The organism is Streptomyces sp. 5K101 (assembly GCF_046506645.1).
In the GTDB taxonomy this organism is placed as follows: Bacteria; Actinomycetota; Actinomycetes; order Streptomycetales; family Streptomycetaceae; genus Streptomyces.
In genome coordinates this window covers 171,908-190,432 of the sequence record NZ_JBKFFO010000010.1, presented here as the reverse complement: position 1 = coordinate 190,432, position 18,525 = coordinate 171,908, and the positions used below count along the sequence as shown (strand labels likewise).

Here is an 18,525-nt window from a genome sequence, read left to right as displayed (position 1 = left end):
CGACATCCACCCGGAGAATTCTTCCGCGAGATCTCAGCCGAGTGACTCGAAGCGCCAGCGGTGCACCGGCCGAGTGATCAAGCCGGGATCGGGCTCGGGGAGTTCGGGCAGCTCCGCACCAGCGTGCGCCGCCTCCCACCAGGTGATGACCAGCACCCGGTCCTGCGCAGCCCGGAAGGTCTCGCGGCGCAGCGGATCCCGCGCGAGCTCCTGGGCGCGGGCCCACTCCAGCAGCTCCGCGCCCCGGCCGTCCACGGCGCGGGCCTCCCACATCAGGGCGACGACGGTCGTTCCGCTCATGAGTAGAGGTTGTCCTGGCTCAGCTCGTGGACATGGTCGTGCGCGTGGACGGAGTCGTGCGCGTGGGGCTCCCCGGGCACGTGCGGGTCCGTCACGGGCAGGGACGAGTCCGCGGACAGCTCCCAGTCGGAGGCCGGCCTGTTCCGCGCGACCATCTCCGCACCCAGCGCGGCGACCATCGCGCCGTTGTCGGTGCACAGCTTCGGCCGCGGGACGCGCAGCCGGATACCCGCGCGCTCGCAGCGCTCCTCGGCGAGCGCCCGCAGCCGCGAGTTGGCGGCGACGCCGCCGCCGATCATCAGGTGGTCCACGCCCTGGTCCCGGCAGGCGCGCACGGCCTTGCGGGTCAGCACGTCGACGACGGCCTCCTGGAAGGACGCCGCCACGTCCCGCACCGGCACCTCCTCGCCCGCGGCACGCTTCGCCTCGATCCAGCGGGCGACGGCGGTCTTCAGGCCCGAGAAGGAGAAGTCGTACGCCGGGTCCTTCGCGCCGCTCAGGCCGCGCGGGAACGCGATGGCCTCCGGGTCGCCCTCCTTGGCCAGCCGGTCGATCACCGGGCCGCCGGGGAAGCCGAGGTCGAGGACGCGCGCGATCTTGTCGAACGCCTCGCCCGCCGCGTCGTCGATCGTCGCGCCCATAGGGCGCACGTCGGCGGTGATGTCCGGGGCGAGCAGCAGCGAGGAGTGGCCGCCGGAGACGAGCAGCGCCATGGTCGGCTCGGGCAGCGGGCCGTGCTCCAGCTGGTCGACGCAGATGTGCGAGGCAAGGTGGTTGACCCCGTACAGCGGCTTGTTCAGAGCGTACGCGTACGCCTTCGCCGCCGAGACCCCGACCAGCAGCGCGCCCGCGAGCCCGGGCCCGGCCGTGACGGCGATGCCGTCGAGGTCGCGGGCGCCGACTCCGGCCTCCTTCAGGGCGCGCTCGATGGTCGGCACCATCGCCTCCAGGTGCGCGCGCGAGGCGATCTCCGGGACGACGCCGCCGAAGCGGGCGTGCGTGTCCACGCTGGAGGCGACCGCGTCGGCGAGCAGGGTCGTCCCGCGGACGATGCCGACTCCGGTCTCGTCGCAGGAGGTCTCGATGCCGAGTACGAGCGGTTCGTCAGCCATGGGTGTGGGTCTCAGTCCTTCTGCGGTCAGGCTTGTACGGTCAGGCGCATGACGAGGGCGTCGATGTTGCCGGGCTGGTAGTAGCCGCGGCGGAATCCGATGGGCTCGAAGCCGAAGCGCTCGTAGAGCTTCTGGGCCCGGGTGTTGTCCACGCGCACTTCGAGGAGCACCTCGTCGCACTCGAAGGCGGTGGCGTGCTGGAGCAGGTCGGTCAGCAGCCGGGCGCCGAGGCCGGTGCCCCACTGGCCGCGCTCGACGGCGATGGTCTGGACGTCGCCGAGGCCGCCCGCCGCGGCGAGCCCCGCGTAGCCGACGATCCGGCCGTCGCACTCGGCGACGACGTAGCGGCGGGTGGCCTGCGGACCCCGGGAGTGCGCGAGCTCGGACCAGAACATCCCGGCCGACCAGGCGTCGTCGGGGAACAGCCCGTGTTCGAGTTCGAGCACCGGCCGGATGTCCCACCAGCGCATCTCACGCAGTTCGGGAGTGCCGCCGCGCAGCGTCGTCGACGCGGGGCGGCGGTCCGTGGGGGCACCTCCCAGGCGAAGCTCTGGGGGAGGGTGGGCGGCGCTCACTTCGGAGTGACCACCTTGTAGTTCTTCGGGACCTGGGCGTCGGGGCGGCGCAGGTACAGCGGCAGCGGGTCGAGGAAGTCCTCGCCGGCCGCCAGCTTCCCGGCCGCGAGCGCGGCGAGGGCGCCGGCGCTGACGTGCTCCGGGCCGCGGACGTCGGGGAACGTCTCCGGGTACAGCAGGGCGCCCGCACCGACCGAGGGCAGGCCCGCGACCTGCTCAGCGATGTCGGCGGGCCGGTCGACGGCGGCGTCGGTCACGCGGGTGCGGGCGTCCGCGTACCGGGCCCAGTAGACCTCCTTGCGGCGCGCGTCCGTCGCCACCACGAACGGCTCGTCGAGACCGGCAGCGTACGCGAGACCGTCCAGCGTGCACACCCCGTGGACGGGGACGCCGAGCGCGGACGCGAAGGTCGTGGCCGTCACGAGCCCGACGCGCAGACCCGTGTACGGCCCCGGTCCGACGCCGACCACGATCCCGGTGACGGCGTCGAGCTTCACGCCGGCCTCGGCGAGCACCCGGTCGACGGCGGGCAGCAGCAGCTCCCCGTGCCTTCGGGCGTCCACCCGGCTGGACTCGGCGACGACGGCGGACCCGTCGTGGAGAGCGGCGGTGACGGCGGGCGTGGCGGTATCCATGGCGAGCAAGAGCACGCAAACAGCCTACGGCTCCGGCGGCGGAGGCATGGCCGCCCCGTCGAACACCGGGCCTGCTGCTACCGTCACCACGACCGGGAAGAGACGCGAAAGGTGGGCACGGTGGCACGGAGCAGCTCGGGACTCGTGGCCGGGCTCACGGCGGCCGCGCTGGCCGCCGTCGGCTTCCTCGCCTATCAGGCGTCGGCGAACGTTCCCGACAGCCTGGGCGCGCCCAAGGCGCCGAGCGCCGTCCCGTCGGCGCGGGCCTCCGGCGGCCCGGAGGAGAAGGCGAAGGACCCGCTCGCGGTGCCCCCGAATTCCGGTACGGGCGTGCGGGTGGTCTACGCGCTGGGCGAGCGGCGGGTGTGGCTGGTCGGCGCGGAGGGCAAGCCGCGCACGTTCGAGGTCATGCCGTCGACGGTGAGCCCCGCTCCCGGCACGTACGCCGTCACCTCGCGCTCGGGCAGCATCCCCGGCTCGGACGGGGTGCCGGTCGAGCACGTGGTGCGGTTCGCGAAGGTCGGGAAGGTGTCGATCGGCTTCAGCGCGGCCGTGAACGGCTCGATGGCGAGCCCCGACCCGAACAAGATGACCGGCGGCGTGCGGATGGCGCGGGCGGACGGGGACGCGATGTGGGTGTTCGCGACCATCGGCTCGAAGGTGGTCGTGGTCCCGTAGGACACCGGCACGGAACCGGTGCCCCGCAGCACCACCCGTACGGAACCCGCTGTACGAATACGCATTCGGGCCCGGGCCGCGCCGCATCCGGGCGCGGCCGTCCCGCTACGCGGCGTCGCGCCGCGTCTCGTCCGCCTCCGCTGCCCGCGGCGCCTCGCGCGGCGGGGTCGAGACCGCGCTGGCCGCCGCGCAGGACGCCAGCAGGTCCCGCATCGACAGGGCCGGTGCGTGCGGCACGGCGGCCGCGGGCGACTGCTGCCGGTTCTGCGGTTCGCGCTCGGATGCCGACATGGACGCCTCCTGGTGGGCTCCGGGGGCGGGTGTGGTTAGGTACACCTAACCAGGTCTCCGAACCATGTCATCACGCCGGGACGCCGGGCGCAAGATTTTCCCGACGTCTTGTCGGAACGTACGGCGTTTCGGGTCGGGGCCGGGCCCCCGACCCGTGGATTCAGGCCAGGTCCAGCCCTGTCCAGCGCTCCCCGTACCCCCGCAGCACCACCTCGCGGCGTTCGTCCTCCGTGTCGCCCACGACCCGGTGGATCACCACGTGCAGGCGGTCCTCGGACAGGTCCTCGACCTTGCCCTCGCCCCACTCCACGACCACCACCGACTCCGGCAGCGAGACGTCGAGGTCGAGGTCCTCCATCTCGTCGAGGCCGCCGCCCAGGCGGTACGCGTCGACGTGGACGAGCGCCGGCCCGCCCGTCAGGGACGGGTGGACGCGCGCGATCACGAACGTCGGGGAGGTGACGGCCCCGCGCACGCCGAGCCCCTCGCCGAGGCCGCGCGTCAGCGTCGTCTTGCCCGCGCCGAGCTCGCCCGTGAGCATCACCAGGTCGCCGGGACGGAGCAGTTTCGCGATCCTGCGGCCCAGGTCCTGCATCTGCTCGGGGGACTCGATCGAGAGGCGGGCGGAGCCGGCGACGGCCGTCTCAGCCGCCGGGCTGTGCGGTGCTTCCAGCGGTGCTTCCATACGTGCCAACGTTAGCCGCTGCCGGGACCGCGCCCGCCCGCGCCAGCAGGTCCGCCAGCCGGTCGGTGACGGCCTCGGGATGCTCCAGCATCACCAGGTGGCCCCCGTCCGGCACGATCACCAGCTCGGCCTCGGGCATCGCGTCGGCGATCGCCTCGCTGTGCGAACTCGGCGTGACCAGGTCCTTGTCACCCGCGAGGACGAGGACCGGCAGCCCCTCGAACACGACGAGCGCCTCGGCCTTGTCGTGCTCGGAGAAGGCCGGGTAGAACTCGGCGACCACGTCGATGGGTGTCGACTCGATCATCCGTTCCGCGAACCGCGCGACCGCCGGGTCCACGTCCCTCGACGAGAACGAGTACCGCTTGATCAGACCCGCGAACAGGTCGGCCGTCGCCCGCCTGCCCCGTTCGACCAGCTCGGCCTGCGAACCGAGCGCCCGCAGCACCCCGGGCAGCACCCGGCGCACCACGTTGACGCCCGCCACCGGCAGGCCGTAACTGACCTCGCCGAGCTTGCCCGACGACGTGCCGATCAGGGCGATCGCGGCCACCCGCTCCCGGACGAACTCGGGGTACTGCGCGCCCAGCGCCATCATCGTCATGCCGCCCATCGAGTGGCCGACGAGCACCAGCGGGCCCTCGGGAGCCGCCGCGTCGACGACCGCCTTCAGGTCACGGCCGAGCTGGTCGATGGAGACCGGCACGCCGTTCGGGCCCGCCTGCGCGGCGCCCCGCGCGGAACGGCCGTGGCTGCGCTGGTCCCAGTACACCGCGCGCACCAGTCCGCGCAGCGCCGCCCGCTGGAAGTGCCACGAGTCCTGGTTCAGGCAGTAGCCGTGGCTGAAGACGACGGTGACAGGGGCGGGCGCCTTGCGGCCGAACATCCGGCGGCGGCGCGGCGCGGCCACCTCCGGGTCGACCTCCTCCACCTCGTAGGAGAGCACGGTGCCGTCGTCCGCGACCGCGGTGCCGGGCACGCCGCGCAGCGAGCCGTAGGGCCCGGCCGCGTCAAGGGCGAGACGCGCCTTCCTGCGCATGCCGCGCCCCACGGTCAGGCGTTCGAGTGCGACGCCCGCGGCGGCGCCCGCCGCGACCACACCTATCGCGGCGCCGGCGATGCCCGCCCTGCGCCAGTTGCCCGTGGCCACGGCCGCGGCGGCCTCGGCCACCTCCCCCGTGCTGGTCTCGCTCACCGTGCCTCTCCTACTCGTCGGCGATCCGCTCGTCGCGCTCTTCGGGAACCTCGTTCACATAGACGCGCGGCACCCGGGCGCCGATGCGGGTGACGATCTCGTACGCGATCGTGTCCGCCGCCTGCGCCCAGTCCTCGGCGGTCGGCTCGCCCCGGTCGCCCGGGCCGAACAGCACTGCCTCGGCTCCCTCCTCGATCGTCTGCCCGCCGAGATCCACGACGAACTGGTCCATCGCGACCCGGCCGGCGACCCGCCGCCACGCTCCGCCGACCAGCACCGGGCCGCGGCCCGACGCATGACGCGGAATGCCGTCCGCGTAGCCGAGGGGGACGAGGCCGAGCGTCGTCTCGGCACTGGTGACGTAGTGGTGGCCGTAGCTGACGCCGTGGCCCGCCGGCACCTGCTTGACGAGCGCCACGGACGCGGCGAGCGTCATCACCGGGCGCAGGCCGAAGTCCGCGGGCGTGCCCAGCTCGGGGCTGGGCGAGATGCCGTACATCGCGATGCCGGTCCGTACGAGATCGAAGTGCGACTCCGGAACGCTCAGCGTGGCCGGGGAGTTGGCGATGTGCCGGACCTCGGGCTCGACACCGGCCTTCTCGGCGTGGTCCACCATGTCGCGGAACACGTCCAGCTGGGCGGCGATCGAGGGGTGCCCCGGCTCGTCGGCACAGGCGAAGTGCGACCACAGACCGGTGATGCGGACCAGGCCCTCGTCCTCGGCGGCCCGGGCGGCCGCGACGAGCGCGGGCCAGTCGGCGGGCTGGCAGCCGTTGCGCCCGAGGCCCGTGTCGGCCTTGAGCTGGATACGGGCGGGGGCACCGGCCTCCCTGGCCGCCGCGGTGACCTCGTCCAGCGCCCACGCGCCGCTCACGGACATGTCGAGGTCCGCCTCGATGCCCGCGCGCCACGGGTCGCCCGGCGTCCACAGCCAGCACATGATCCGGCCGCCGATCCCGGCCGCGCGCAGGGCGAGCGCCTCGTGCGGGGTGGCCGTGCCCAGCCAGGTCGCGCCCGCGGCGAGGGCGGCACGGGCGCAGGGCACCATGCCGTGCCCGTACGCGTCCGACTTGACCACGGCCATCAGCGCGGCGCGCGGCGCACGGGCGCGCAGCGCGCGGACGTTGGCGCGCAGGGCCGCGAGGTCGATCTCGGCGCGGGCGCGCGGCGGTGCGGGGGGCGGCGGTGTCTGGCTCATCGCGCCCAGTCTCTCAGAGCCGCGCGGCTCGATCCGTATGCGCGGCGGTCGACTGTGTCACTCCCCGGGCGGCGCCGGGGCCCGTCATTCGCTCACATCGCGCCAGGCGGCCGGGAGAGTCGCCGCCACCTCGTACGCGGTGATCGGCACGCCCCGCGCGGCGCGGAGCCGGGCCGCGAGGCCGTGCAGATAGGCAGCGGCGGAGCCCGCGTCACGCGCGTCGAGCCCGGCGGCGAGCAGCGAACCGGCGAGGCCGGAGAGCACGTCACCGCTGCCCGCGGTGGCCAGCCAGGGGGTGCCCATGGGGTTCACGCGCACCGCGGAGCGGCCGCCGTCCGCGGCGGCGACCAGCGTGGTCGAGCCCTTGAGCAGCACGGTCGCGCCGAACCGCGCGGCCAGCTCCCGCACGGACGCGAGCCGCGCCGCCTCCACCTCCTCGCGCGACACGCCGAGCAGTGCGGCGGCCTCGCCCGCGTGCGGGGTCATGAGGGTGGGCGCGGCCCGCTCGCGCACGGCGGCCGGGTCCAGCAGCCGCAGCCCGTCGGCGTCGACGAGCACGGGGACGTCGGAGGCCAGTACATCCCGCACTGCGTCCCCGTTCTCCCCGATGCCCGGCCCGACGACCCACGACTGGACCCGGCCCGCCTTCCCCGGCGGTCCCGCGTGCACCAGGCTCTCCGGGAAGCGGGCGATCACGGCGTCCGCCGCCGGCCCGACGTACCGCACGGCACCTGCCCCGCCGCGCAGCGCGCCCGCCACGGCGAGCACGGCCGCGCCCGGGTAACGAGCGGACCCGGCGACGATGCCGACGACACCGCGGCGGTACTTGTCGCTCTCCGCCGCCGGGAGCGGCAACAGCCGGGCCACGTCGGCGTGTTGCAGTGCCTCCAGCTCCGGCACGGACGGCAGGTGCTCCTCGATGCCGATGCCCACCAGCCGGACCGTGCCCGTGTACTCCTTGGCCGGGTCGACGAGCAGGCCCGGCTTGTACGTCCCGAACGTCACCGTCGTGTCCGCGCGCAGCGCCTCCCCGCGTACCTCGCCCGTGTCGGCCTCGATGCCGCTCGGCAGGTCGACGGCGACGACGACGGCATTGGACCCGCGGGCGGCGCGGGCGACCGGCACGGCGTCCGGGCGCAGGCCGCCGCGTCCGCCGATGCCGGTGATGCCGTCCAGCACGAGGTCGGCGGAGGCGAGCGCCTCGAACGGGTCGTCAGCCACCCGGCCGCCCGCGGCGAGCAGCGCGGCCAGCCCGGCGGGATGCGTCCGGTCGGGGGCGAGCAGCACGGCGACGACGCCTGCGCCGCGGCGGGCGAGGCGCGCGCCGGCGAACAGGGCGTCACCGCCGTTGTCCCCGCTCCCGGCCAGCACCACGACGCGTGCGCCGTACACCCTGCCGAGCAGCCCGGCACAGGCGGCGGCCAGCCCGGCGGCGGCCCGCTGCATGAGGGCGCCTTCGGGCAACCGGGCCATGAGCTGCGCCTCGGCGTGCCGGACGGTCTCGACGCTGTAGGCAGTACGCATGCCCCCGAGTCTGCCCCACGCCCCCACCGGCCGCGCGAGGACGCCGCGCCACAAGTCTTTGGACCCGGGCCGGAGTTACGGACGGCCTCCCGCGCGGCGCGGGCACCGGCCGAGTCCGGCCGCGCCTGCGGCGCGCTGCGCCCCCCTGCGGACACGCCCGGAGCGCACCGTTGCGCGACCCGCGGACGGGCACGGTCGACGCCGGCGCGAACGCGTCGCGACCTCGGCGTGCTGCGCCGGGGTCGCGAAGCGCGCGTCGAAAGAAACGCTGCCCCCGGTGCCGACCCGCCCGGCGCGCTGCGCCCGCCGCGGCCGGGCGGGAGCCCCGGCGTCGGACGCGGCCCCTCCGCGGGCACTGCGGTGCACCGCGCCCCATGCGGAAACGTCCGGCGCACCGTTGGGGGCTGCGCCTCCGGCACCGACCCACTCCACCCCGGGCGCCCACCGGGCCGGCCCTCGCGTGGCGCGCCGCGGCCGCGGCCGACGCCACGCGGCCCCAACCGGGCCCCCGGCCCCTCAGCCCTCTGCGATCACCACCGCCGACGCCACCCCCGCGTCGTGGCTCAGCGAGACGTGCCAGGAGCGCACGCCCAGGTCGGCCGCGCGGGCCGCGACCGTGCCGCGGACGCGCAGACGGGGGCGGCCCGAGTCCTCCACGTACACCTCGGCGTCCGTCCACAGCAGTCCGGCCGGCGCGCCCAGCGCCTTGGCCAGCGCCTCCTTCGCGGCGAACCGGGCCGCGAGGGACGCGTATCCCCGCCGCTCCCCGCTCGGCAGCAGCAACTCGTGCTGCACGAAGAGCCGTTCCGCCATGTGCGGCGTGCGCCTCAGCGACGCGGCGAAGCGGTCGATCTCGGCGACGTCGATCCCCACCCCGATGATCATGCCCGGTGCCCGCCCTTCACTCCACCGTCACCGACTTGGCCAGGTTCCGCGGCTGGTCGACCTCGTTGCCCCGGGCCGTCGCCAGCTCGCACGCGAAGACCTGGAGCGGCACCGCCGCCACCATCGGCTGGAGCAGGGTCGGTGTCGCCGGGATCCACACCAGGTGGTCCGCGTACGGCACGACCGACTCGTCGCCCTCCTCCGCGATCACGATGGTCCGCGCACCCCGCGCCCGGATCTCCTGGATGTTGGAGACGATCTTGTCGTGCAGCACCGAACGCCCGCGCGGCGACGGCACCACGACCACCACCGGCAGGTCCTCCTCGATCAGCGCGATCGGCCCGTGCTTGAGCTCGCCCGCCGCGAAGCCCTCCGCGTGCATGTACGCCAGCTCCTTGAGCTTGAGCGCACCCTCCAGCGCGACCGGGTAGCCCACGTGCCGCCCCAGGAACAGCACGGTGTTCTTGTCCGCGAGGGAGCGCGCCAGTTCGCGCACCGGCTCCATCGTCTCCAGCACCCGCTCGACCTCACCGGAGATCTGTGCCAGGTCGCGGATCACGGCCCGGATCTCGTCGCCCCACTTGGTGCCCCGCACCTGACCCAGGTAGAGGGCGACCAGGTAGCAGGCCACCAGCTGGGTCAGGAACGCCTTCGTGGAGGCGACCGCCACCTCGGGGCCCGCGTGCGTGTACAGCACGGCGTCCGACTCGCGCGGGATCGTCGAGCCGTTGGTGTTGCAGATGGCCAGCACCTTCGCGCCCTGCTCCCGCGCATGCCGCAGCGCCATCAGGGTGTCCATGGTCTCGCCGGACTGCGAGATCGCGACGACCAGCGTCCGCTGGTCCAGAATCGGGTCCCGGTAGCGGAACTCGCTGGCCAGCTCCACTTCGCAGGGGATACGGGTCCAGTGCTCGATGGCGTACTTCGCGATCAGGCCCGCGTGGAAGGCGGTCCCGCAGGCCACGATGACGACCTTGGTCGCCTCGCGCAGCAGGGACACCGGGATGCGCACCTCGTCGAGGCTCAGCGACCCCGAGGCGTCGATGCGGCCCAACAGGGTGTCGGCGACCGCCTTGGGCTGCTCGGCGATCTCCTTGAGCATGAAGTAGTCGTAACCCCCCTTCTCGGCCGCGGAGGCGTCCCAGTCCACGTGGTAGGACCGCACGTCCGCGGGCGCCCCGTCGAAGCCGGTGACCGTCACGCCGTCGCGGCGCAGCTCCACCACCTGGTCCTGGCCCAGCTCGATGGCGGACCGGGTGTGCGCGATGAACGCGGCCACGTCCGAGGCGAGGAACGACTCGCCCTCCCCGATGCCCACCACCAGCGGGGAGTTCCGCCGGGCGCCGACCACCACGTCCGGTTCGTCGGCGTGCACGGCGACCAGCGTGAAGGCGCCCTCCAGTTGACGGCACACCAGCCGCATGGCCTCCCCGAGGTCGCCGCACGACGAGAACGACTCCGCGAGCAGGTGCGCGACGACCTCCGTGTCGGTCTCCGACGCCAGGTCGTGCCCGCGCTCGGCCAACTCGGCCCGCAGCACGGCGAAGTTCTCGATGATGCCGTTGTGCACGACGGCGACGCGCCCGGCATTGTCCAGATGGGGATGCGCGTTGGCGTCCGTCGGGCCGCCGTGCGTGGCCCACCGCGTGTGTCCGATCCCGGTGGAACCGCTCGGCAGCGGCCGCCCCACCAGCTCCTTCTCCAGGTTGACGAGCTTGCCCGCCTTCTTCGCCGCGGCGAGCCCGCCGTCCGCGAGCACGGCGACCCCGGCCGAGTCGTAGCCGCGGTACTCCAGCCGTTTCAGTCCGGCGATGACCACATCAAGCGCCGACTGCCCGCCGACGTACCCCACGATTCCGCACATGTGCGCAGCCTACGGGCCGGGACGCGGCTCGGCAGCGGGCCGACCTGCCGCAGCCCGCGGAAGGCGTCCGACAGACGGGTGACCGGGTTGACGTCGCTCCGTACCGTTCCCGCCGCGTGACCCACCCCACCCCCCACAGCGGCCCCGCAGCCCCGACAATGACCGTGTGATCTCTTCGCCGCCACGAAGCGCCCACCGCCGGGCAGAGCCTGCGTCGACCCCGTACGTCGACCTTACCCGAGCGGAGTGGAGCGCCCTGCGCGAGAAAACGCCGCTGCCGCTCACCGCCGAGGAGGTCGAGCGGCTGCGCGGCCTCGGGGACGTCATCGACCTGGACGAGGTGCGGGACGTCTACCTGCCGCTGTCCCGGCTGCTGAACCTCTACGTGCAGGCCACCGCCGGCCTGCGCGGCGCCCTCAACACCTTCCTCGGCGACGCCGGCAACGGGCACGGCGCCCAGCGCGGGACCCCCTTCGTCATAGGCGTCGCCGGGTCCGTCGCCGTCGGCAAGTCCACGGTGGCTCGTCTGCTCCAGGCGCTCCTGGCCCGCTGGCCCGAGCACCCCCGCGTCGAACTCGTCACCACCGACGGGTTCCTGCTGCCGATGAAGGAGCTCCAGGCCCGGGGCCTGGTGTCCCGCAAGGGTTTCCCCGAGTCGTACGACCGCCGGGCCCTGACCCGCTTCGTCGCCGACATCAAGGCGGGCAAGGACGAGGTCACCGCGCCCGTCTACTCCCACCTGATCTACGACATCGTCCCGGACGAGCGGCTGACCGTACGCCGCCCGGACATCCTCATCGTCGAAGGTCTCAACGTCCTCCAGCCCGCCCTGCCGGGCAAGGACGGCCGCACCCGGGTCGGCCTCGCCGACTACTTCGACTTCAGCGTGTACGTCGACGCCCGGCCCGAGGACATCGAGACGTGGTACCTCAACCGGTTCCGCAAGCTGCGCGAGACCGCCTTCCAGAACCCGTTCTCGTACTTCCGCAAGTACACCCAGGTCTCCGAGGAGGAGGCCCTCGACTACGCGCGCGCGATGTGGCGCACCATCAACAGGCCCAATCTGCTGGAGAACGTCGCGCCCACCCGGGGGCGCGCCACACTGGTGCTGCGCAAAGGTCCCGACCACAAGGTGCAGCGCCTGTCCCTGCGCAAGCTCTAGGAGGAACGGCGTGTTGCAGGTACGGATCATCACCCCTGCGGACCGGACCGCTGAGGTGGTCTCCCTGCTGGAGAAGACCGTCGGCACGGCCCACCTGGTGGTGGTCCCGGGCGCGGCCCGCGACCCCCGCGGCGACCTGACCCTGTGTGACGTGGCACGGGAGGCCGCGGACGGGCTCCTGTCCGAGCTGCGGGAGCGTGGCATCGACGAGTGCGGTTCCATCGCCGTCGACGACATCGGGCTGTCGCTGTCGGCCCGCGCGGAGAAGGCGGAGAAGGACGCGCCGGGCGAGGGCGCGGACGCCGTCCTGTGGGAACACCTGTCCGACGCCACGCACGAGGAGTCGACGCTCAGCGCCACCTACCTCGCGTTCCTGACCCTCGCGACCATGATCGCGGCGTGCGGCGTGGTGCTCGACAACGCGATCCTGATCGTCGGCGCCATGGCCGTCGGCCCCGAGTTCGGCCCGCTGGCCGGATTCTGCACGGCCCTGGTGCGGCGCGCGCCGCGGCTCGCGTGGCGGTCGTTCCTCGCGCTGATCGTCGGCTTCGGCGCCGCGATGCTGCTGACCGTGGGATTCAGCGTCCTCATGGACGCGCTGGACCTGTTCTCCGCCGCGAAGCTGGATGCCGATCGGCCCAACACGGCCTTCATCTACGCCCCTGACGAGTTCTCGTTCGTCGTCGCCGTCCTCGCCGGCGTGGCGGGGATGCTGTCGCTGACCTCTGCCAAGTCGGGGGCACTGGTCGGCGTCGCCATCTCGGTGACGACCGTCCCGGCCGCGGCGAACGCAGCCGTCGCGTTCAGCTACTCCGAGTACCAGCAGGCGTGGGGCTCGGCAGAGCAGCTGCTGCTGAACCTCGTGGGCATCGTCGTGGCCGGCACGCTGACGCTGCTGGTGCAGAAGGCGCTGTGGCGCGCGAGCCACAAGGGCGCCCGTGCGCAGAGCGAGGGGGCCCGTACGTAAACCGCGTACGGGCCCCCTCGCGAAGCACTGGCTCTAGCCGAGCGCCGACTTCACCACGTCGGCCAGCCGGCCCGCGACGGCCCGCGCCTGCTCCAGGTCGGCGGCCTCGACCATGACCCGCACCAGCGGCTCGGTGCCCGAGGGCCGCAGCAGCACCCGGCCGGTGGCGCCGAGCTCGCGCTCCGCCTCGCCGACCGCCTGCGCCAGCTCCGCGGACGTCTGCACGCGGGACTTGTCGACGTCGCGCACGTTGATGAGGACCTGCGGCAGGCGCTCCATCACGCCGGCGAGCTCGGCCAGCGAACGGCCGGTGGCGGCGACGCGGGCCGCGAGCATCAGGCCGGTCAGCGTGCCGTCGCCGGTGGTGGCGTGGTCCAGGACGATCACGTGCCCGGACTGCTCGCCGCCGAGCGCGTAACCCTGGGCCTTCATGGCCTCCAGGACGTAGCGGTCACCCACCGCGGTCTGCACCAGCTCGACGCCTTCGCGCTCCATCGCCAGTTTGAAGCCCAGGTTCGACATGACGGTGGCGACGACGGTGTTGCCGCGCAGCGTGCCCGCCTCGCGCATCGCGAGCGAGAGCACGGCGAGGATCTGGTCGCCGTCGACCTCGTTGCCGTCGGCGTCCACGGCAAGGCACCGGTCCGCGTCGCCGTCGTGGGCGATGCCGAGGTCGGCGCCGTGCTCGACGACGGCCGCCTTGAGCAGGTCCAGGTGCGTCGAGCCGCAGCCGTCGTTGATGTTCAGACCGTTCGGCTCCGCGCCGATGGTGACGACCTCGGCGCCGGCCCGGGCGAACGCCTCGGGGGACACGCGGGCGGCCGCGCCGTGCGCCTCGTCGAGGACGATCTTCAGCCCGTCGAGGCGGTTGGGCAGGACGGCGATGAGATGGGCGACGTACTTGTCGAAGCCCTCGTCGTAGTCCGTCACCCGGCCCACGCCCGCGCCGGTCGGCCGGTCCCACGGCTCACCGGTGCGGTGCTGCTCGTAGACCTGCTCGATCCGGTCCTCCAGCTCGTCGGCGAGCTTGTGGCCGCCGCGCGCGAAGAACTTGATGCCGTTGTCCGGCATGGCGTTGTGGCTGGCGGAGAGCATCACGCCGAGGTCGGCGCCGAGCGCACCGGTGAGGTAGGCCACCGCGGGGGTGGGCAGCACGCCGACGCGCAGCACGTCGACACCGGCGCTGGCGAGGCCGGCCACGACGGCCGCCTCCAGGAACTCTCCGGAGGCGCGGGGGTCGCGTCCGACCACCGCGGTCGGGCGATGGCCCGCGAAGGTGCCCGCCTCGCCGAGCACGTGCGCCGCGGCGACCGACAGGCCGAGCGCGAGCTCCGCCGTCAGGTCGGCGTTCGCCACACCGCGTACACCGTCCGTTCCGAAGAGTCGTCCCACAGTTGTCCTCCGAAGAAAAATGAATGCTCGAATTCGTTGTCGCCCGAGGTCGTCGGGCCGATGTCCGGGAGTCGATAAACGAACGCCCCGGCAGCACGGAGTGCCGCCGGGGCGAACGTGAAGCCGTACAGAAGCCGTGCCGGCTTGTACAGGCCAGCGTGCGCTTTAGCGCTTGCTGTACTGCGGAGCCTTGCGGGCCTTCTTGAGACCGGCCTTCTTGCGCTCGACCGCACGGTCGTCGCGGGAGAGGAAGCCGGCCTTCTTCAGCGGGCCGCGGTTGTTGTCCACGTCCGCCTCGTTCAGCGCACGGGCCACGCCGAGGCGCAGGGCACCGGCCTGACCGGAGACGCCGCCACCCGAGATGCGGGCGATGACGTCGTAGCGGTTGTCGAGCTCGAGCACCTTGAAGGGCTCGTTGACTTCCTGCTGGTGCACCTTGTTGGGGAAGTAGTCCTCAAGGGTGCGGCCGTTGATCTTCCACTTGCCGCTGCCCGGGACGATCCGGACGCGGGCGATGGCGTTCTTGCGGCGGCCCAGGCCGGCGGCCGGCTGCGGGTCGCCGAAGCGGGAAGCCATGGACTCGGAGGTGTACTCACCCTCGACCGGAACCTCGGTCTCGGTGGTGTACTGCTCGACGTCAACCTCTTCGAGCGGGGTCTCGGCGGTGGTCTCAGCCACGATTCTCCTCAGATTCTTTTCGTCTTAGGGGGTGGCCGGACTTACTGCGCGACCTGGGTGATCTCGAACGGGACCGGCTGCTGGGCAGCGTGCGGGTGGTTCTCGCCCGCGTAGACCTTCAGCTTCGAGAGCATCTGACGGCCCAGGCTGTTCTTCGGGAGCATGCCCTTGACGGCCTTCTCGATGGCCTTCTCGGGGCTCTTCTCGAGCAGCTCGTCGTAGCGGACGGAACGCAGACCACCCGGGTAGCCGGAGTGGCGGTACGCCATCTTCTGGGTCCGCTTGTTGCCGGACAGGTGCACCTTCTCCGCGTTGATGATGATGACGAAGTCACCAGCGTCGACGTGGGGGGCGTAGATCGGCTTGTGCTTGCCCCGGAGAAGGGTTGCGGCGGTGGTCGCCAGACGGCCCAGGACGATGTCCTGCGCGTCGATGATGTGCCACTGGCGCGTCACATCGCCGGGCTTGGGGCTGTACGTACGCACGGTCGTAGCCTTCGCTTCTTCAGTGATGGAGGTCCTGACAAGGCCACCCGGACGATCACGACAGCCGTGGCGGCACGCGGGGACGCAACCCGCATGCCTGCCGCTGGTCATCGGCCCGGTGGACCGGCGTAAGGGCCTCTCACGTGAGATAGAGCAAGCCAATACGCATAACGAACCAGAAGAATACCGTTGCGCCCCCGACGGGGTCAAAACGCGGTCCCCCGAGCCCGGAAAGGCCGTCTCACCGCTCCCGCCCGCGCGCTACCGGGCCCGCTCCACGCGGCGCTCGTCCCAGACCGGCTCCGGCGTCTCCCGCACCACCCCGTCCGAGCCGAACACCAGATACCGGTCGAACGAACGGGCGAACCACCTGTCGTGCGTCACGGCCAGCACCGTGCCCTCGTACGCCTCCAGGCCCCGCTGCAGCGCCTCCGCCGACTCCAGGTCCAGGTTGTCCGTGGGCTCGTCCAGGAGCAGCGCCGTCGTGCCCGCGAGCTCCAGCAGCAGGATCTGGAAGCGGGCCTGCTGGCCGCCGGACAGCCTGTCGAAGGGCTGGCCCCCCTGCCGCTCCAGCTCGTAGCGCCGCAGCACCGACATCGCGCCACCCCGGTCCCTCGCGTGCTCCGTCCACAGGATGTCGACGAGTGTGCGGCCCAGCAGCTCCGGGTGGGCGTGGGTCTGGGCGAAGTGTCCGGCCACGACGCGCGCCCCCAGCTTCCACTCCCCCGTGTGCGCGACACAGTCCCCAGCCAGCAGCCGCAGGAAGTGCGACTTCCCGGAGCCGTTGGAGCCGAGCACCGCCACCCGCTCCCCGTAGAAGACCTCCAGCGAGAACGGCTTCATCAGGCCGGTCAGCTCCAGGCCGGTGCAGGTCAGCGCCCGCACGCCGGTACGGCCGCCCCGCAGCCGCATCCGGATGTCCTGCTCGCGCGGCGGCTCCGGCGGCGGGCCCGCCTCCTCGAACTTCCGCAGCCGCGTCTGCGCCGCCGCGTACCGCGACGCCAGCTCGTGGCTGACCGACGCCGCCTGCCGCAGGCTGAGCACCAGCTTCTTCAGCTGCGCATGCTTCTCCTCCCAGCGGCGCTTCAGCTCCTCGAACCGCGCGAACCGCTCCTTGCGCGCCGCGTGGAAGGTCCCGAAGCCCGCGCCGTGCACCCACACGTCCGACCCCGCCGGCCCCGGCTCCACCGCCACGATCCTCTGAGCGGCCCGGGCCAGCAGCTCCCGGTCGTGGGAGACGAACAGGACCGTCTTGCGGGTCTCCTGCAGCCGGTCCTCCAGCCACCGCTTGCCGGGCACGTCCAGATAGTTGTCCGGCTCGTCCAGCAGCAGCACCTCGTCGGGGCCGCGCAGCAGTGCCTCCAGCACGAGCCGCTTCTGCTCGCCGCCGGACAGCGTCCGCACCTGGCGCCACTGCGCCTTCTCGTACGGGATGCCCAGCGCCGCCATGGTGCACATGTCCCAGACCGTCTCGGCCTCGTACCCGCGCACCTCCGCCCAGTCGCTCAGCGCCTGCGCGTACCTCATCTGCGCGGCCTCGTCGTCGACCGTCATGATCAGGTGCTCGGCGGCGTCCACCGCGGCCGCCGCCTGACGGATCCTCGGCTGCGCCACGGACACCAGCAGGTCCCGGACCGTCCGCTCGTCCCGGACGGACCCGACGAACTGCGGCATCACCCCGAGCCCGCCGCTGACCGTCACCGAGCCGCCGTGCGGCTGCAGTTCCCCGGCGATGATCCGCAGCAGCGTCGTCTTGCCCGCTCCGTTGGCTCCCACCAGCGCGGCCACCGCACCTTCCGCGACCCGGAAGGACGCGTCACCGAGGAGCACCCGCCCGTCCGGTAGGTAGTACTCCAGATGCGCGGCTTCCACATGTCCCATGGGCCGATTGTCACCGCCCGTACCGCCCTTGCCCAACCGGTTTAGGATGCGCGGCATGAGCTTTGGGCACGGGGGACCTCAGTGGGGTTCCGGCGGACAGAACCAGGACCCGTACAACCAGGACCCGTACAGCCAGGGCCGGTACGGGCAGGACCCGTACGGCAGCAACAGCGGCCCGTACGGAGCGGACCCGGGCACCCCCGACTGGGCCGCGCTCGCCGACGCCTCCGCCGCCCGCGCCCGCCGCAAGCGCTGGCTGATGATCGGCGGCGGCGCGCTCGCCACCGCGCTCATCGCCGGGATCGTCGCGACCGCGATCGTCTCGTCGAACAGCGACGGCAGCGACACCGCGTCCGACAAGAGCAGCACCCTGCCCACCGCGCCCACGCTGCCGCAGGACACCACCCAGCCGCAGCCGTCCTTCTCCTCGGTGGCCCCCCTGCCCCCGCCGAACCCGAAGGACTTCATATCCGACCGCAAGAAGGACACGGCGCCGCTCAGCGCCGAAACCCTCTTTCCGGGCAAGAAGCTGACGATGGGTGACGGCGACCGCGTCTACACCAAGGGCGCCACGTCCCGCACCGGCAACTGCGCCTCCGTCACCAGCGGCGCCCTCGGCTCGGTCCTGGAGAAGCACGGCTGCGAACAGGTCTTCCGCGCCACCTACCTCAAGGACGGCATCGCGGTCACCGTCGGTGTCGCGACGTTCCAGAACGAGGCGAAGGCCAAGACGGTCGTCCAGCAGGCCAAGGGCGGCATAGCTCCCCTGCCCGGCGCCGGCGTCCCCCCGTTCTGCAAGGGCGGCCCCGTCTGCCGGAACACGTACAACTCCTACGGCCGCTACGCCTACTTCACCATCACGGGCTACACGACCGCCAAGTCCGTGACGACCGGCGACACCAAGGCGTACCGCTCCGGCGACGACATCGGCGAGTTCGCGTTCCGCCAGATCGTGCGCCGCGGCGAGGCCCAGGCATCGGCCGCCGCGTCGGCACCGGCGCAATAGCCCCCGGCGCCG

19 protein-coding genes are annotated in these 18,525 nt (G+C 72.9%); 4 read left to right on the top strand and 15 right to left on the bottom strand.

Features of this window, described 5'->3' with window-relative positions; all coding sequences use genetic code 11:
- Positions 1–33 precede the first annotated feature (33 nt).
- The 4 genes from ACLB9X_RS20850 to tsaB all read right to left on the bottom strand — a co-directional run bounded on the left by ACLB9X_RS20850 (position 34) and on the right by tsaB (position 2,637).
- Positions 34–300, bottom strand: coding sequence for a hypothetical protein (locus tag ACLB9X_RS20850; protein WP_410361874.1), 267 nt, complete (start codon positions 298–300; stop codon positions 34–36).
- Complete coding sequence (gene tsaD / locus ACLB9X_RS20845) at positions 297–1,412, bottom strand: tRNA (adenosine(37)-N6)-threonylcarbamoyltransferase complex transferase subunit TsaD (protein WP_410361873.1); 1,116 nt, start codon at positions 1,410–1,412, stop codon at positions 297–299. Before tsaD ends, ACLB9X_RS20850 begins: the two co-directional genes overlap by 4 nt.
- A gap of 26 nt (positions 1,413–1,438) precedes the next feature.
- Positions 1,439–1,882: a ribosomal protein S18-alanine N-acetyltransferase gene (gene rimI / locus ACLB9X_RS20840; protein ID WP_410361968.1), complete on the bottom strand. Its 444-nt coding sequence runs from the start codon at positions 1,880–1,882 to the stop codon at positions 1,439–1,441.
- A gap of 101 nt (positions 1,883–1,983) precedes the next feature.
- Positions 1,984–2,637 (bottom strand): tRNA (adenosine(37)-N6)-threonylcarbamoyltransferase complex dimerization subunit type 1 TsaB, encoded by a 654-nt coding sequence (gene tsaB, locus ACLB9X_RS20835; RefSeq protein ID WP_410361872.1) that lies wholly within the window; start codon positions 2,635–2,637, stop codon positions 1,984–1,986.
- 105 nt (positions 2,638–2,742) lie between these two features.
- Here tsaB and ACLB9X_RS20830 point away from each other — a divergent pair, with 105 nt between their 5' ends.
- Positions 2,743–3,300 carry a hypothetical protein gene (locus tag ACLB9X_RS20830; RefSeq protein ID WP_410361871.1) on the top strand — a complete coding sequence of 186 codons (558 nt, stop codon included), beginning with the start codon at positions 2,743–2,745 and terminating at the stop codon, positions 3,298–3,300.
- Positions 3,301–3,405: 105 nt separating this feature from the next.
- Here the strand turns inward: ACLB9X_RS20830 and ACLB9X_RS20825 are convergent, their stop codons facing one another.
- From ACLB9X_RS20825 to glmS, 7 genes are all read right to left on the bottom strand, one after another.
- Entirely contained in the window at positions 3,406–3,591 is a 186-nt protein-coding gene (locus ACLB9X_RS20825) for a hypothetical protein (protein ID WP_410361870.1), read from the bottom strand.
- 160 nt (positions 3,592–3,751) lie between these two features.
- On the bottom strand, positions 3,752–4,276 hold the full coding sequence (tsaE, locus tag ACLB9X_RS20820) for a tRNA (adenosine(37)-N6)-threonylcarbamoyltransferase complex ATPase subunit type 1 TsaE (protein ID WP_410361869.1): 525 nt from the start codon (positions 4,274–4,276) through the stop codon (positions 3,752–3,754).
- The gene (locus ACLB9X_RS20815; RefSeq protein WP_410361868.1) at positions 4,236–5,471 is read right to left on the bottom strand and encodes an alpha/beta fold hydrolase; all 1,236 of its coding nucleotides are present in this window, start codon (positions 5,469–5,471) and stop codon (positions 4,236–4,238) included. The genes tsaE and ACLB9X_RS20815 overlap by 41 nt, the downstream gene beginning before the upstream one ends.
- A 10-nt stretch (positions 5,472–5,481) precedes the next feature.
- Complete coding sequence (gene alr / locus ACLB9X_RS20810; RefSeq protein WP_410361867.1) at positions 5,482–6,669, bottom strand: alanine racemase; 1,188 nt, start codon at positions 6,667–6,669, stop codon at positions 5,482–5,484.
- Positions 6,670–6,753: 84 nt separating this feature from the next.
- Complete coding sequence (locus ACLB9X_RS20805) at positions 6,754–8,193, bottom strand: NAD(P)H-hydrate dehydratase (RefSeq protein WP_410361866.1); 1,440 nt, start codon at positions 8,191–8,193, stop codon at positions 6,754–6,756.
- A 516-nt stretch (positions 8,194–8,709) separates the two neighbouring features.
- Entirely contained in the window at positions 8,710–9,078 is a 369-nt protein-coding gene (locus ACLB9X_RS20800; protein ID WP_410361865.1) for a holo-ACP synthase, read from the bottom strand.
- Between the two features lie 16 nt (positions 9,079–9,094).
- The gene (gene glmS, locus ACLB9X_RS20795) at positions 9,095–10,942 is read right to left on the bottom strand and encodes a glutamine--fructose-6-phosphate transaminase (isomerizing) (protein ID WP_410361864.1); all 1,848 of its coding nucleotides are present in this window, start codon (positions 10,940–10,942) and stop codon (positions 9,095–9,097) included.
- A gap of 166 nt (positions 10,943–11,108) precedes the next feature.
- On the opposite strand from glmS, the gene coaA reads away from it, so the two are divergent.
- On the top strand, positions 11,109–12,104 hold the full coding sequence (gene coaA, locus ACLB9X_RS20790) for a type I pantothenate kinase (RefSeq protein ID WP_410361863.1): 996 nt from the start codon (positions 11,109–11,111) through the stop codon (positions 12,102–12,104).
- Between the two features lie 10 nt (positions 12,105–12,114).
- Entirely contained in the window at positions 12,115–13,071 is a 957-nt protein-coding gene (locus tag ACLB9X_RS20785) for a DUF389 domain-containing protein (RefSeq protein ID WP_410361862.1), read from the top strand.
- Between the two features lie 33 nt (positions 13,072–13,104).
- On the opposite strand, the gene glmM is transcribed toward ACLB9X_RS20785, so the two are convergent.
- The 4 genes from glmM to ACLB9X_RS20765 all read right to left on the bottom strand — a co-directional run bounded on the left by glmM (position 13,105) and on the right by ACLB9X_RS20765 (position 17,507).
- Positions 13,105–14,463, bottom strand: coding sequence for a phosphoglucosamine mutase (glmM, locus tag ACLB9X_RS20780; protein ID WP_410361861.1), 1,359 nt, complete (start codon positions 14,461–14,463; stop codon positions 13,105–13,107).
- 165 nt (positions 14,464–14,628) lie between these two features.
- The gene (gene rpsI, locus ACLB9X_RS20775; protein ID WP_410361860.1) at positions 14,629–15,141 is read right to left on the bottom strand and encodes a 30S ribosomal protein S9; all 513 of its coding nucleotides are present in this window, start codon (positions 15,139–15,141) and stop codon (positions 14,629–14,631) included.
- Between the two features lie 41 nt (positions 15,142–15,182).
- Entirely contained in the window at positions 15,183–15,626 is a 444-nt protein-coding gene (rplM, locus tag ACLB9X_RS20770) for a 50S ribosomal protein L13 (RefSeq protein WP_365991337.1), read from the bottom strand.
- A gap of 261 nt (positions 15,627–15,887) precedes the next feature.
- On the bottom strand, positions 15,888–17,507 hold the full coding sequence (locus ACLB9X_RS20765) for an ABC-F family ATP-binding cassette domain-containing protein (RefSeq protein WP_410361859.1): 1,620 nt from the start codon (positions 17,505–17,507) through the stop codon (positions 15,888–15,890).
- A gap of 55 nt (positions 17,508–17,562) precedes the next feature.
- Here ACLB9X_RS20765 and ACLB9X_RS20760 point away from each other — a divergent pair, with 55 nt between their 5' ends.
- Positions 17,563–18,513, top strand: coding sequence for a hypothetical protein (locus tag ACLB9X_RS20760; RefSeq protein WP_410361858.1), 951 nt, complete (start codon positions 17,563–17,565; stop codon positions 18,511–18,513).
- The last annotated feature ends 12 nt before the right edge of the window (positions 18,514–18,525 follow it).

What these genes read in the sequence shown, in the direction of transcription:
- ACLB9X_RS20850 (WP_410361874.1), bottom strand. Translation starts at nt 300, where the DNA reads ATGAGCGGAACGACCGTCGTCGCCCTGATGTGGGAGGCCCGCGCCGTG.
- tsaD (WP_410361873.1), bottom strand. Translation starts at nt 1,412, where the DNA reads ATGGCTGACGAACCGCTCGTACTCGGCATCGAGACCTCCTGCGACGAG.
- rimI (WP_410361968.1), bottom strand. Translation starts at nt 1,882, where the DNA reads ATGCGCTGGTGGGACATCCGGCCGGTGCTCGAACTCGAACACGGGCTG.
- ACLB9X_RS20825 (WP_410361870.1), bottom strand. Translation starts at nt 3,591, where the DNA reads ATGTCGGCATCCGAGCGCGAACCGCAGAACCGGCAGCAGTCGCCCGCG.
- tsaE (WP_410361869.1), bottom strand. Translation starts at nt 4,276, where the DNA reads ATGGAAGCACCGCTGGAAGCACCGCACAGCCCGGCGGCTGAGACGGCC.
- alr (WP_410361867.1), bottom strand. Translation starts at nt 6,669, where the DNA reads ATGAGCCAGACACCGCCGCCCCCCGCACCGCCGCGCGCCCGCGCCGAG.
- ACLB9X_RS20805 (WP_410361866.1), bottom strand. Translation starts at nt 8,193, where the DNA reads ATGCGTACTGCCTACAGCGTCGAGACCGTCCGGCACGCCGAGGCGCAG.
- ACLB9X_RS20800 (WP_410361865.1), bottom strand. Translation starts at nt 9,078, where the DNA reads ATGATCATCGGGGTGGGGATCGACGTCGCCGAGATCGACCGCTTCGCC.
- glmS (WP_410361864.1), bottom strand. Translation starts at nt 10,942, where the DNA reads ATGTGCGGAATCGTGGGGTACGTCGGCGGGCAGTCGGCGCTTGATGTG.
- ACLB9X_RS20765 (WP_410361859.1), bottom strand. Translation starts at nt 17,507, where the DNA reads ATGGGACATGTGGAAGCCGCGCATCTGGAGTACTACCTACCGGACGGG.
- ACLB9X_RS20760 (WP_410361858.1), top strand. Translation starts at nt 17,563, where the DNA reads ATGAGCTTTGGGCACGGGGGACCTCAGTGGGGTTCCGGCGGACAGAAC.